The organism is Curtobacterium sp. MCBA15_012, from assembly GCF_001864935.2.
Lineage (GTDB): Bacteria > Actinomycetota > Actinomycetes > Actinomycetales > Microbacteriaceae > Curtobacterium.
This window is the reverse complement of the sequence record NZ_CP126267.1, coordinates 1,061,754-1,073,694: the sequence shown is the minus strand read 5'-3', so window position 1 is coordinate 1,073,694 and position 11,941 is coordinate 1,061,754. Positions and strand designations below refer to the sequence as shown.

Here is an 11,941-nt window from a genome sequence, read left to right as displayed (position 1 = left end):
CAAGGCGCGCGTCTGGCATAGAGACTTTCTACCCCCTGCCGGTGACTTCCTTCGCGTCAAACGTGAGCCGGGACCGCGCTGACCGTCCGGTCGATCGTGCACTGCCCGAGCACGCGCATGCCGACGTAGACGACCGCGGTCTGCCCGGGCGCGACGCCCGACAGGGGCTCGTCGGGGTCCACCACGAGCGAGCCGTCCTCGACCCGTGCGGTCGCGGGCACGGGGTCGCCGTGCGCGCGGATCTGCACCTCGCACGCGAACGGCACGGTGGGGTCGGCCGGCGCGGACCCGGCCCAGGTGTACCGGGACCCGGCGAGCGAGGACACCTCGAGCGCCTCCTTCGGGCCGACGACGACGGTGTTGTCCTTCGGTCGGATCTCGAGCACGAACCGCGGCTTGCCGTCCGGTGCCGGCCGACCGAGGTGCAGCCCGCGGCGCTGTCCGACCGTGTAGCCGGTCGCGCCCTCGTGCTCGCCGACCACGGTGCCGTCACGCTCGACCACGTCGCCGGGGGCGGTGCCGACCCGGTCCGCGAGCCAGCCGCGGGTGTCGCCGTCCGGGATGAAGCAGATGTCGTAGGAGTCGGGCTTCTGCGCGACGGTCAGGCCCCGCGCCGCGGCCTCGGCCCGGACCTCGTCCTTCGAGGGCGTGGCACCGAGCGGGAACATCGCGTGCTCGAGCTGCTCGGCCGTCAGCACGCCGAGGACGTAGGACTGGTCCTTCGCCCACGCTGCCGAGCGGTGCAGCTCCCGCGCGCCGTCGTCGCCCGTGACGATCGACGCGTAGTGCCCGGTGCAGACGGCATCGAAGCCGAGCGCGAGCGCCTTCTCGAGCAGCGCCGCGAACTTGATCCGCTCGTTGCAGCGCATGCAGGGGTTCGGGGTCCGACCGGCCTGGTACTCGGCCACGAAGTCGTCGACGACGTCCTCCTTGAACCGGGCCGAGAAGTCCCACACGTAGTACGGGATGCCGAGCGCGGAGGCGGCACGCTGGGCGTCCATCGAGTCCTCGATCGTGCAGCACCCCCGGCTGCCGGTGCGGAGCGTGCCGGGCATCCGGCTCAGGGCGAGGTGCACGCCGACCACGTCGTGCCCGGCGTCGACGGCCCGGGCAGCGGCCACCGCCGAGTCGACTCCACCACTCATCGCCGCCAGGACACGCATGCGTCCAGGGTAACTCCGCGGCGGGCGTACCGTGGGTCGACGATGACCACCACCGCGCACGACGCCTTCGACCGCAGGACGGTCGTCCTGTCGGGCTTCCTCCCCGCAGCGCTGTTCGCGATCGGCGAGGGCGCGATCATCCCGATCATCCCGATCGCGGCGGACTCGCTCGGCGCCGGGCTCGCCCTCGCCGGCTTCGTCGCGGCGCTCATCCTCGTCGGCGAGCTCATCGGCGACGTGCCCTCGGGGGTCGTCGTCGGGCGCATCGGCGAACGGAACGCGATGATCGGCGCGGCCCTGGTGTCGGTCGTCGGCCTCGTCACCTGCACGGTCGCACCGAACCCCTGGGTGCTCGCGCTCGGGGTGTTCCTCGTCGGTGTCTCCACCGCCGTCTTCGCGCTCGCCCGGCACGCCTACATGACCACGGCGATCCCGCTCCGCATCCGCGCCAGGGCCCTGTCGAGCCTCGGCGGGGTGTTCCGCTTCGGCTACTTCGTCGGGCCCTTCGTGTCGGCTGCGGTCGTCCACCTCACCGGCACGACCCAGAGCGCCTTCTGGATCCACGTCGTCTGCTGCCTCGCGGCGGCCGCAGTCCTCCTCGTCCTGCGCGACCCCGCGACGGGCGCACGCGGTCTCCGGCTGCCGCACCGCGCCTCCCGGCCGGGGCCCGACGCGACCAGGCCGCACCGCGCCTCCCGTCAGTCGCCCGACACGACCGCGCCGCCCGCCGCCACCGGCGGGCAGGACGCGACCACGCTGGCCGCCGCCGGGCCGGACCCGATCCCGCTGCCCGCGGCCACCGCGGGGGCCGACGCGACCACCGACCGGCGCGACGCCGCCGGGCACGAGGACCCGGGCGCCCTCCCGCAGGAACCGACGACCGACACCGGCGCGCAGCTCGTGCAGGCCGAGGCGCACGGCCTGTTCCGCACCATCCGCGAGAACCGGGCCGTGCTCGCGCGCCTCGGCAGCGGTGCCGCGCTCATCGGTGCCCTCCGTGCCGGACGCCAGGTGATCCTGCCCCTGTGGGCCGTGAGCGTCGGCCTCGACGACGCGACCGCAGCACTCGTCATCGGCATCGCCGGGGCCGTCGACTTCGCGCTGTTCTACACGAGCGGGCAGATCATGGACCGCTGGGGGCGGCTCGCGAGCGCCCTGCCGTGCATGCTCGGCCTCAGCGTCAGCTACTTCCTGCTCGCCTGGAGCGGCCACCTCGACGCCCGGGTCGGCTGGTTCGTCGGCATCGCGATCGGCATGTCCCTCGCGAACGGCGTCGGGTCGGGGATCCTCATGACGCTCGGGGCCGACCTCGCGCCGCGGGGGAACCCGGCTCCGTTCCTGGGCGCGTGGCGCTTCACCGGGGACTTCGGCTCGGCCGCGGCACCGCTCGTGCTCTCCGGCGTCACGGCGGTCGCGTCGCTCGCGCTCGCGAGCGGGGTGATGGGCGTGCTGGGGCTGGTCGGTGCGGGCGTGCTGCTCCGGTACGTGCCGCGGTACCTGCCGCGTCGGTTGCGCTGAGGCGGGGCGCGCTCGTCGCGCCGGTCACGGTCGGCGCGTGCGTCGCGTGGGCGCGTCCGTCCCGTCGTCGCGGTCGGCGCGTGCGTCGCGTCGGCGCGTCCGTCCCGTCGTCGCGGTCTGCGCGTGCGTCGCGTCCGTCCCGTCGTCGCGATCGTCGGCCGGGAGGCGCGGTGCCCGTCCGCCCCGCCGGTCCGGCCGGGCGAGTGCCCCGTAGACTGCCGGTGCTCGCGGGAGTGGTGGAATCGGTAGACACGCAGGATTTAGGTTCCTGTGCCCCAGGCGTGAGGGTTCGAGTCCCTCCTTCCGCACGACGGATGCACCGGCGCACCTCATCCCCCTGAGGGATGGTCCTCAGGACGACGGGCGGTACCCTCAGGGTGCGGGAGTCCCCCGTGACCCCGACTCCCGACCGGAAGAACCATGCACGCGCTTCCCCTCGCCCTGATCCCGTGGCTCGACCCGCAGTACATCCTCGACCACTTCGGCGCCATCGCCGTGCTCGTCGTCTGCGCCATCGTCTTCGCCGAGACCGGCCTCCTCATCGGGTTCATCTTCCCCGGTGACAGCCTGCTCGTCATCACCGGCCTGTTCGCCTTCGACCGCGGCGGCCAGATCGGCGGTATCCCGATCTGGGTGGCCGCCCTGATGATCGGCGCCGCGGCGTTCCTCGGCGGTGAACTCGGCTACTACATCGGCAAGAAGGCCGGGCCGCCGATCTTCGAACGCAAGGAGAGCGGCCTGTTCTCGAAGGCGAACGTCGACCGCACCAACGCGTTCTTCCACCGCTTCGGCCCGCTCGCGGTCATCATGGCGCGCTTCGTGCCGGTCGTCCGCACCTTCGCCCCGATCGCCGCCGGCGTCGGGCGGATGGACTACAAGAAGTACTCGCTGTACAACGCCATCGGTGCCGTCGTCTGGGGCGTCGGTGTCACGTTCCTCGGGTACGTCCTCGGCTACATCCCGCCGGTGGCGTACATCGTGCGCAACTACATCGACGTGATCCTCATCCTCGCGGTCGTCGTCACCGTCGTGCCCGCCGGCCTGCACTACTGGCGGACGGCGCGCAAGGCGAAGCACACGGCCGAGGCGGAGCAGCGCGCGGCCGACGGCCAGCGGCCCGTCGGGCAGTAGCGACCTCCCGGTCCGCTGGCCGACCCCGCCGGCGGACGCCCCGGACGACGAGACGCCCCCGTTCCCGGGGGCGTCTCGTCGTCGTGGTGGGGTCTCGCGGCCGGTCGTCCTGACCACCGCGTCGGGCGCGGGCGTCAGCCCTCGGCCGTCGGGCGCGGGCGCGGGCGTCAGCCCTCGGTCGTCGCGAACCACTCCCGCACGATCGGCGCGATCCCGCGGAACGCCTTCGACCGGTGGCTCAGGGCGTTCTTCTCGTCGCGGGTCAGCTGCGCCGCCGACCCCTGAGCGTCGTCCGGGTGGAACACCGGGTCGTACCCGTGCCCGCCGTCACCGACCGGCTCCGTCAGGACCTCGCCGTTCCACACCGCCTCGAACACGTGCTCGGTGCCGTCCGGGGTGACGAACGCGGCGGCGCAGACGAACGCCGCGGTCCGCTCCACCACGCCCTCGAGGTTCGCCAGCAGCAACGCGATGTTGTCGGCGTCCACGCGGGTGCCGGCGTACCGGGCGGAGTGGATCCCCGGTGCACCGTCGAGCGCGTCGACCGCGATGCCGGAGTCGTCGGCGAGCGCCGGCAGTCCGGTGTGCGCGACCGCTGCCCTGGCCTTGATGAGCGCGTTGGCCGCGTAGGTGTCACCGTCCTCGACCGGCTCCGGCCCGTCGTAACCGACGAGTTCGACGCCGCCGAGGGCCTCGCCGAGGATCCCGCGGAGCTCGACGACCTTGCCCTGGTTGTGCGTCGCGAGCACGACCGTCCCGGTCACGAGGCCACCCCGAGCACCCCGCGCTGGATCGCCGCGAGCGAGGCGTTGCCCGCCAGCCCGAGGTCGAGCAGCGTGTCGAGCTCGGCGCGGTCGAACGGCGCGTGCTCGGCCGTCCCCTGCACCTCGATGAACTTGCCCGAGCCCGTCGTGACGATGTTCATGTCGGTGTCGGCGGCCGAGTCCTCGGTGTACGCGAGGTCGAGCATCGGCACGCCCTTGACGATGCCGACCGAGATCGCCTGCACGCTGTCGGTGAGCGGCGTGGCCTTCTTCGCGATGAAGCCCTTGCCCCGGCCCCACTCGATCGCGTCGACCAGGGCCACGTACGCGCCGGTGATCGACGCGGTCCGGGTGCCGCCGTCGGCCTGCAGCACGTCGCAGTCGATGACGAGGGTGTTCTCGCCGAGGGCCTTCGTGTCCACGACCGCGCGCAGCGAGCGGCCGATCAGGCGGGAGATCTCGTGCGTCCGGCCGCCGACCTTGCCCTTGATCGACTCACGCTGCATCCGCTCGTTGGTCGAGCGCGGCAGCATCGAGTACTCGGCGGTCACCCAGCCGGTCCCCTTGCCGGCGAGCCAGCGCGGCACGCCGTTCGTGAAGCTCGCGGTGCAGAGCACCTTGGTGTTCCCGAACGAGATGAGCGCACTGCCCTCGGCCTGTGCGCTCCACCCCCGCTCGATCGTGACGGGGCGGTGGTCGGTGGTGCTGCGGCCGTCGATGCGGGTCGTGGTCGTGTCGGTCATGGTGTCCTCTCGGTCCGGCCTGGAGGCGCGGTGCGGGTCGGTCGCGGTGGTCGCGGTGGTCGTGCGGCCCCGTTCAGGGCGCGGTGCGGGGCAGCGTGATGGCTTCGGTCTGCAGGTGGCCGACGCTGGACACCTCCGGGCCGAGGAACCGTCGGGCCAGGCGGATGAACCCGTTGCGGTCCTCGCCGGTGGCCTCGAACGCGTACGTGGGCGGTTCGGTCACGGTCCGCTCGAGCCCGTGCTCGACGAGCCGGCGGTACACGTCGTTGGCGGTCTCCTCGGCGCTCGAGACCAGCGTGACGTCCGGCCCCATCACGTACTGGATCGCCGCCGACATGAGCGGGTAGTGCGTGCAGCCGAGCACGAGGGTGTCGACGTCGGCCGCCCGGATCGGTTCGAGGTACTGCGCCGCGACCGAGCGGAGGGCCGGCGACGAGGTGTCCCCCGCCTCGACGAACTCGACGAACCGCGGGCAGGCGGCGAGCGACAGCGTGACGTCGGCGGCGACGGCGAACGCGTCCTCGTACGCCCGCGAGGCGATCGTCCCGACCGTGCCGATCACACCGATGCGCCCGGTCCTGGTCTGCTTGACGGCGGCGCGGGCGGCGGGCTGGATGACCTCGACCACGGGGATGCCGTACGCCTGCTCGTACCGCTCCCGGGCGTCGCGGAGGACCGCGGAGGAGGCCGTGTTGCACGCGATGACGAGCGCCTTCACGCCCTGCTCGACGAGGTCGTCCATGACCTCGAGGGCGTACCGCCGCACGTCGGCGATCGGCTTCGGGCCGTAGGGCGAGTGCACGGTGTCGCCCACGTACCGGATGCTCTCGCGCGGCAGCTGGTCGATGATCGCCCGGGCCACCGTGAGCCCGCCGACGCCGCTGTCGAAGACTCCGATCGGTGCATCCGTCACACGCCAAGCGTACCCAGCCGTGCTCCCCCACCCCGCTCGTCCCCACCGTGCCCCGCATCTCCCCCGCCCCCGCTGCCCCGAGCGGGCGTTCCCCGCACCCCGCGCGCTCGTCACCCCGCACACATCGCCCGCTCGGCACCTCGTCGGCAGCCCCAGACCGCGAGCGGGCGTTCCCCGCACCCCACCCACCCGCCGCCCCGCACACATCGCCCGCCCGGCACATCGCGGGCACCCCAACCCGCGAGCGGGCGTTTCCCGCACCCCACGCGTTCGTCACACCGCACACATCGCCCGCTCGCGCCCGCACCAGGCCGCACCGGTCCTGAGGACGAACCACGTGCCTCCCGTCCGCTGCCGTCCCCGTCCCCGTTCTCGTTCCTGCCCCCGGTCCCTGTCCCCGGTCTGCACACATCGCCCGTTCGGCACCGCGTTGACGACCCCAGACCGCGAACGGGCGGTTCCCGCACCCCACACACTCGTCACCGCGCACAGATCGCCCACTCGGGGTAGCGCGTGCGGACGCGCCGCGAGCGGGCGGAACCGGCACGCCGGCCGCCCGCCCCTCTGCACACATCGCCCGCTCGCGAGGTCGCAGCACGGCAGGGGCCCGGAGCCACGGGCCGCGGGCAGGTAGGAGCGCGCTGCCGTGATGCGCCGTCGCCACGCGGCCGGGACCAGCCCGAGCTGGGGGACGATCTGCCCCCGGGCAGCCCCGCGTCAGTAGGGTCGAGGGGTGACCAGCGCGCTCCTCACGGACCAGTACGAACTCACCATGGTGGACGCCGCCCTGAAGGACGGCACGGCCGACCGTCGGTGCGTCTTCGAGGTCTTCACCCGCCGCCTCCCCGACGGTCGTCGCTACGGCGTCGCCGCGGGCCTCGGACGGTTCCTCACCTCGCTCACCGAGTTCCGGTTCGGCGACGAGGAGATCGGCTTCCTCCGCGACCGGGGCGTGATCGACGAGGGCACAGCAGCGTGGCTCGCCGACTACCGGTTCAGCGGCAGCATCCGCGCGTACCGCGAGGGCGAGGTCTTCTTCCCGAACTCGCCGGTCCTGCAGATCGAGGGCACCTTCGCCGAGTCGGTCGTCCTCGAGACGCTCGCGCTCAGCGTGTTCAACGCCGACTCGGCGATCGCGTCGGCGGCGGCACGCATGGTCTCAGCCGCCGACGGGCGCCCGCTCGCGGAGATGGGCTCACGCCGCACCGGCGAGTGGAACGCGGTCGCCGCCGCCCGGGCCGCGTACATCGCCGGCTTCGGCGCGACGAGCAACCTCGAGGCCGGTCGCACCTGGGGCATCCCCACGATGGGCACCGCCGCGCACGCCTTCACGCTCCTCCACGACTCGGAGGAGGCCGCCTTCCGCTCCCAGCTCGACGCCCTCGGGACCGGCACGACGCTGCTCGTCGACACCTACGACATCGAGGCCGCCGTGGCGACCGCAGTCCGGCTCACCGACGGTCGGCTCGGTGCCGTCCGCATCGACAGCGGCGACCTGCCCTCGGTCGTCGCATCGGTGCGCGCGCAGCTCGACCGCCTCGGCGCCCCCGCGACCAAGATCACGGTGACGAACGACCTCGACGAGTACACGATCGCCGCCCTCCGAGCCGCCCCCGTGGACTCCTACGGCGTCGGGACGAGCGTCGTCTCGGGCTCGGGCCACCCCGCGGCCGGCATGGTCTTCAAGCTCGTCGCCCACGAGACGCCCGACGGCGAGGGCTGGGTCCCGGTCGCCAAGAAGTCCGCGGACAAGGCGTCCACCGGTGGTCGCAAGGAAGCCGGTCGCCGACTCCGCAACGGCGTCGCGACCGCGGAGGTCGTCCTCACCACCGGGCAGGTCGGCCCCGACGAGCGCCCCCTGCTCGTCCCGGTCGTCGACCACGGCGAGGTCGACCCGGCCTTCACCGGCGTCGCGGGCGTCGAGGCAGCACGAGCGCACCACAAGCGAGCCAAAGCGGAGCTGCCGGCCGACGCATCACGCATCGGCCGCGGTGACCCGGCGATCCCGACCCTGGTGATCTGACCCGCCCGGTGGTGCGTCCGCGCTACTCGGCCTTCATCTTCTCGTAGATGGCCTTGCAGTCCGGGCACACCGGGAACTTCTCGGGGTCGCGACCCGGCACCCACTTCTTGCCGCAGAGCGCCTTGACGGGCTTGCCCGACAGCGCGGACTGCAGGATCTTGTCCTTCTTCACGTAGTGCGAGAAGCGCTCGTGGTCGCCGGGCTCGATCGCTTCTTCCTCGAGGAGCTTCTCGAGCTCGCGGTCCATCACGTCGAGGCCGCCGCCAGGTTCGGTCATGCTCATGGCTCCAGGGTACGACGGTGGCGGTGCCTCCGCGACGGCGTCGCGGAGGCTGTGGAGCGCCCCTGCGGGGCACGGCGCTGTGGAGGAAGGACCGGACGCACGATGCGCCTTGACGCCGTCACGTCCACGGACGGGAGGCACGGTTCCGGGCCGCCACGCGCCTCCCGCCCGACAGGCCGACAGGCCGACAGGCCGACAGGCCGACAAGGCCAACAGGCCGACAGGCCGACAGGAGGCACGGTGCCGGGCCGCCTCCCGACCGACGGACGGGAGGCGCAGTGCGGGGTCGCCACGCGCCTCCCGTCCGGCGCTCAGTTGCGCTGGGCCGCCGCGAGCAGGTCCGGACCGTGCCGGTCGAAGAGTCGTCCGCCCAGGGCGACGCCGCCGATCAGGACGACCGCTCCGACGCCGAGCCCGACGAGGAGCGTCAGGACGGCCCAGGGCTCGGGGCCGTCCGTGAACGCGAGCACACCGAGCCACGTCGCGGGCACGACGGACAGGAGGATCCCGATGACCATCGTGGTCTGCGCGACGGCGGCCGTCGTCCCGGCGGCCTGCGGCTGCTGGAACGGGTGGTCCCCCGGACGCACCGTCGGGTACGGCAGTGCCACCGAGACGACGCTCGACAACCCGAGTCCGGCGAGCAGGGCGCCCACCGCGACGCCGGTGAGCACCGGGAACGCCGTCCAGTCGCCGAAGAGCTTCGCGGAGACCGCGGCACCGGCGACGACCGCGGGCACACCGACCACGAGCACGGGGACGAGTCGGCCGAGTCGGTCGCTCCACCCCGGCGCACCGGACGCGACGTGCAACCAGACCGCCGTGTTGTCGTAGGAGACGTCGTTGTGGGGCAGGAAGCCCGCGATGAGCGCCATCAGCGGCAGCGGCACGAGGGCCGTCCAGTGCCACGGCACACCCGCGACGCCGAGCGGGAGGACGACGATCGGCACGAACACGATCACGAGGTACGACATCCGGTAGCGGGGGTCCCGCGCCCAGTACGTCAGCGCTCGGGCCGCGACCGCACCGACCGGGCTCGACCCGAAGCGGGCGAACCACCCGAGGCCCTGGTAGCGGCGAGCAGTCGCACGGCCGTCGACGGTCTCGAGTGCACGACCGACGAGCGCCCACCAGGCGAGGCCGAGCAGACCGACGACGACGAGGGCGACCAGGAGCTTGAGGACGCCCTCGCCCACGCGTCCGCTCGCGATGTCGGCCGGGACGGCCCAGGCCGCACCCCACGGGGTCCAGCCGGCGACGTCCGCGACGGTCCGGAGCTCGGCGCTCGACGGGTCGAGCCACGACGTGCGCAGGAGGAGCGACGCCACCGGCAGACCGAGGACGACGACGACCAGGGCGGCGAGCCATCCGGCGTCGCGGGAGCGGTGCGGCGCGATCAGCATGGCGCCGACGGCCGAACCCACGCGGGCCAGGAGCGCACAGGTGGCGATGCCGAGCACGGCGGCGACGAGCGCGAGCACGACGAGGCCGCCGTTCCGGGACCACGTCCCGACCTGCCCGACGGCGACGATCGCGACGCACAGCACCGGGATGCCGACCAGCCCGGCGACGCCGAGCCCGACGGCCAGACGTCGCCGGTCGATGCCGAAGACGGTGAACCGGCGCGGGTCGAACTGGTCGGTGCCGCCGAGCACGAGCGGGACGACCGTGAAGGCCACCGGGACGAACGTGCCGACGGGGACCGCGACGGACCGCGCGACCTCGACCGGGGCGCCGCGCAGCTCGAGCAGCTCGCCGGCGACGAAGACCGCCGCGACCAGTCCGAGCAGGCTGCCGACGACGACGAGGACGGCGTGCCGGGCTCCGCCGCGGACACCGCCCGCGAGCAGGTCGACCCTCAGTCGGAGAAGCTGTGCAACCATTCCATGCTCTCTGCCACGACGCGGCCGCCCGCGAGTTCGACGAACTTGTCCTCGAGGCTCTTGCGACCTCGGACCTGCGCCATCGTGCCGGAGGCGAGGACCTTGCCGCCGACGATGATGGCCACGGAGTCGCACGTGCGCTGGACCAGTTCCATGGAGTGGCTGGAGAGCACCACCGTGCCGCCGCCCCGGGTGTACCGGCGCAGGATGTCGGTGATGGTCGCCGCGCTCACGGGGTCGACCGACTCGAAGGGCTCGTCGAGGACGAGCACCCGCGGCGAGTGGATGAGCGTGGCGGCGAGGGCGATCTTCTTCGCCATGCCGACCGAGTAGTCGGCGACCTGGCGCCCGAGTGCCTCACCCAGACCGAAGGCGACGGCGAGGTCGTCGCTGCGCTTCCGGGCGGTCGCGCCGTCGAGGCCCCGGAGGGTCGCCGAGTAGTGCAGCAGCTGCGCGCCGGTCAGGCGGTCGAACAGCCGCAGTCGGTCCGGCAGGACCCCGAGGTCGCGCTTGGCGGCGACCGGGTCCGACCACACGTCGTGGTCGAGCACCGAGACGGTCCCGGCGTCGGGACGCAGCAGTCCCGTCACCATCGAGAGGGTCGTCGTCTTGCCGGCACCGTTGGGGCCGACGACGCCGAAGATCGAGCCCTGTCGGATCTCGAGGTCGACCTCGTCAGCGGCGACGGTCTGGCCGTACCGCTTCACGAGACCGCTGGCGCGCAGCACGACGGGCTGCAGCTGGGGCGCCTGGGCCGCGGGGGTCTCTCGGGCGGCCGGCTGGCGCTTCGGGGCGCGCTTCTTCTTGCCCGCGCCCGCTGCCTGGCTCGCACCGGAAACCTGGCTCGCACCCGACGCCTGGCTCGCACCCGACGCCTCGCTCGCACCCGTGGCGGTCGCAGCGGCGCCGTCGGACGTGGCGTCAGCGGCGGCGGTCTGCGTGGGCCGGGAGGCGCGGCCCCGGGGCTGCTTCGCCTTGCCCGGCTTCGTCGCGGTCGCTGCAACCGTCGCACCCGCGCCGGCTGCCGGTGCGGGGACGTCGGACCCGTCGCGGCCCGCCGACGGTCCTGCGACGGTCACCGTCGCACCGTCGGTCATCGCGTCACCATCGGGAGCGTCTCGTGCATCCCCGTCCCCCAAGTCGTCGTCGGCGCCGTCCGTCTCCGGATCGTCCGCCTCGGTCAGCCAGGCGGCATCGGACGTCACGTACACGTCGTCGTCATCAGCTGCGGCCACCGCCCAACCGTACCAACGCGTTCCGGACATCGGAGGACGGCCCCCGAGGGCGGGTCACGAATCGGACACGAAGGCGCCCCGGACGTACCCCGACGACCGCCGGTTCCGTAGGATTCACCGGGGCACGACGGAGTGTTCACCACTTGGAAACCTGCTCGGGCGGGCCGTCCGTGGCCGTCCGTCGCCTGCGCATCGACGCGGATCCGGCGCGTTCACGGGCAACTCAGACCTTCTGCGAGCAGACTCGACGAGGCCCGCCTGTGCCCAACGGCGCCCGGGCGGACA

At 73.2% G+C, this 11,941-nt stretch carries 10 protein-coding genes and 1 tRNA gene; 4 read left to right on the top strand and 7 right to left on the bottom strand.

Going from position 1 to position 11,941, the window contains the following annotated elements; translation table 11 throughout:
* Positions 1–56: 56 nt before the first annotated feature.
* Positions 57–1,163, bottom strand: coding sequence for a tRNA 2-thiouridine(34) synthase MnmA (gene mnmA, locus QOL15_RS04945; protein WP_083394170.1), 1,107 nt, complete (start codon positions 1,161–1,163; stop codon positions 57–59).
* A gap of 42 nt (positions 1,164–1,205) precedes the next feature.
* On the opposite strand from mnmA, the gene QOL15_RS04940 reads away from it, so the two are divergent.
* The 3 genes from QOL15_RS04940 (at position 1,206) to QOL15_RS04930 (ending at position 3,812) form a co-directional block, all read left to right on the top strand.
* Positions 1,206–2,681, top strand: a complete 1,476-nt coding sequence (locus QOL15_RS04940; RefSeq protein WP_083394169.1) for an MFS transporter — start codon at positions 1,206–1,208, stop codon at positions 2,679–2,681.
* A 227-nt stretch (positions 2,682–2,908) separates the two neighbouring features.
* Positions 2,909–2,989: transfer RNA gene (locus tag QOL15_RS04935), tRNA-Leu, on the top strand.
* A 112-nt stretch (positions 2,990–3,101) separates the two neighbouring features.
* Positions 3,102–3,812 carry a DedA family protein gene (locus QOL15_RS04930; RefSeq protein WP_065964561.1) on the top strand — a complete coding sequence of 237 codons (711 nt, stop codon included), beginning with the start codon at positions 3,102–3,104 and terminating at the stop codon, positions 3,810–3,812.
* Positions 3,813–3,979: 167 nt separating this feature from the next.
* On the opposite strand, the gene rdgB is transcribed toward QOL15_RS04930, so the two are convergent.
* The 3 genes from rdgB to murI all read right to left on the bottom strand — a co-directional run bounded on the left by rdgB (position 3,980) and on the right by murI (position 6,232).
* Positions 3,980–4,576 (bottom strand): RdgB/HAM1 family non-canonical purine NTP pyrophosphatase, encoded by a 597-nt coding sequence (rdgB, locus tag QOL15_RS04925; protein WP_065964560.1) that lies wholly within the window; start codon positions 4,574–4,576, stop codon positions 3,980–3,982.
* A complete protein-coding gene (gene rph, locus QOL15_RS04920; RefSeq protein WP_071249636.1) occupies positions 4,573–5,319 on the bottom strand; it encodes a ribonuclease PH in 747 nt (248 codons plus the stop codon). The genes rdgB and rph overlap by 4 nt, the downstream gene beginning before the upstream one ends.
* 73 nt (positions 5,320–5,392) lie before the next feature.
* Positions 5,393–6,232, bottom strand: a complete 840-nt coding sequence (gene murI / locus QOL15_RS04915; protein ID WP_071249634.1) for a glutamate racemase — start codon at positions 6,230–6,232, stop codon at positions 5,393–5,395.
* A gap of 733 nt (positions 6,233–6,965) precedes the next feature.
* Between murI and QOL15_RS04910 the strand changes: the two genes are divergently transcribed.
* Entirely contained in the window at positions 6,966–8,255 is a 1,290-nt protein-coding gene (locus tag QOL15_RS04910; RefSeq protein WP_083229981.1) for a nicotinate phosphoribosyltransferase, read from the top strand.
* Between the two features lie 22 nt (positions 8,256–8,277).
* Here QOL15_RS04910 and QOL15_RS04905 read toward each other — a convergent pair whose 3' ends face one another.
* From QOL15_RS04905 to QOL15_RS04895, 3 genes are all read right to left on the bottom strand, one after another.
* Complete coding sequence (locus QOL15_RS04905; RefSeq protein WP_111228526.1) at positions 8,278–8,538, bottom strand: DUF3039 domain-containing protein; 261 nt, start codon at positions 8,536–8,538, stop codon at positions 8,278–8,280.
* 311 nt (positions 8,539–8,849) lie between these two features.
* Positions 8,850–10,421 (bottom strand): hypothetical protein, encoded by a 1,572-nt coding sequence (locus QOL15_RS04900; RefSeq protein ID WP_071249632.1) that lies wholly within the window; start codon positions 10,419–10,421, stop codon positions 8,850–8,852.
* Entirely contained in the window at positions 10,397–11,656 is a 1,260-nt protein-coding gene (locus QOL15_RS04895; protein WP_253181529.1) for an ABC transporter ATP-binding protein, read from the bottom strand. The genes QOL15_RS04900 and QOL15_RS04895 overlap by 25 nt, the downstream gene beginning before the upstream one ends.
* Between the last annotated feature and the right edge of the window lie 285 nt (positions 11,657–11,941).

Excerpts from the sequence above, each read along its gene's own strand:
- mnmA (WP_083394170.1), bottom strand. The coding sequence starts at position 1,163 with ATGCGTGTCCTGGCGGCGATGAGTGGTGGAGTCGACTCGGCGGTGGCC.
- QOL15_RS04940 (WP_083394169.1), top strand. The coding sequence starts at position 1,206 with ATGACCACCACCGCGCACGACGCCTTCGACCGCAGGACGGTCGTCCTG.
- QOL15_RS04930 (WP_065964561.1), top strand. The coding sequence starts at position 3,102 with ATGCACGCGCTTCCCCTCGCCCTGATCCCGTGGCTCGACCCGCAGTAC.
- rph (WP_071249636.1), bottom strand. The coding sequence starts at position 5,319 with ATGACCGACACGACCACGACCCGCATCGACGGCCGCAGCACCACCGAC.
- QOL15_RS04905 (WP_111228526.1), bottom strand. The coding sequence starts at position 8,538 with ATGAGCATGACCGAACCTGGCGGCGGCCTCGACGTGATGGACCGCGAG.
- QOL15_RS04900 (WP_071249632.1), bottom strand. The coding sequence starts at position 10,421 with ATGGTTGCACAGCTTCTCCGACTGAGGGTCGACCTGCTCGCGGGCGGT.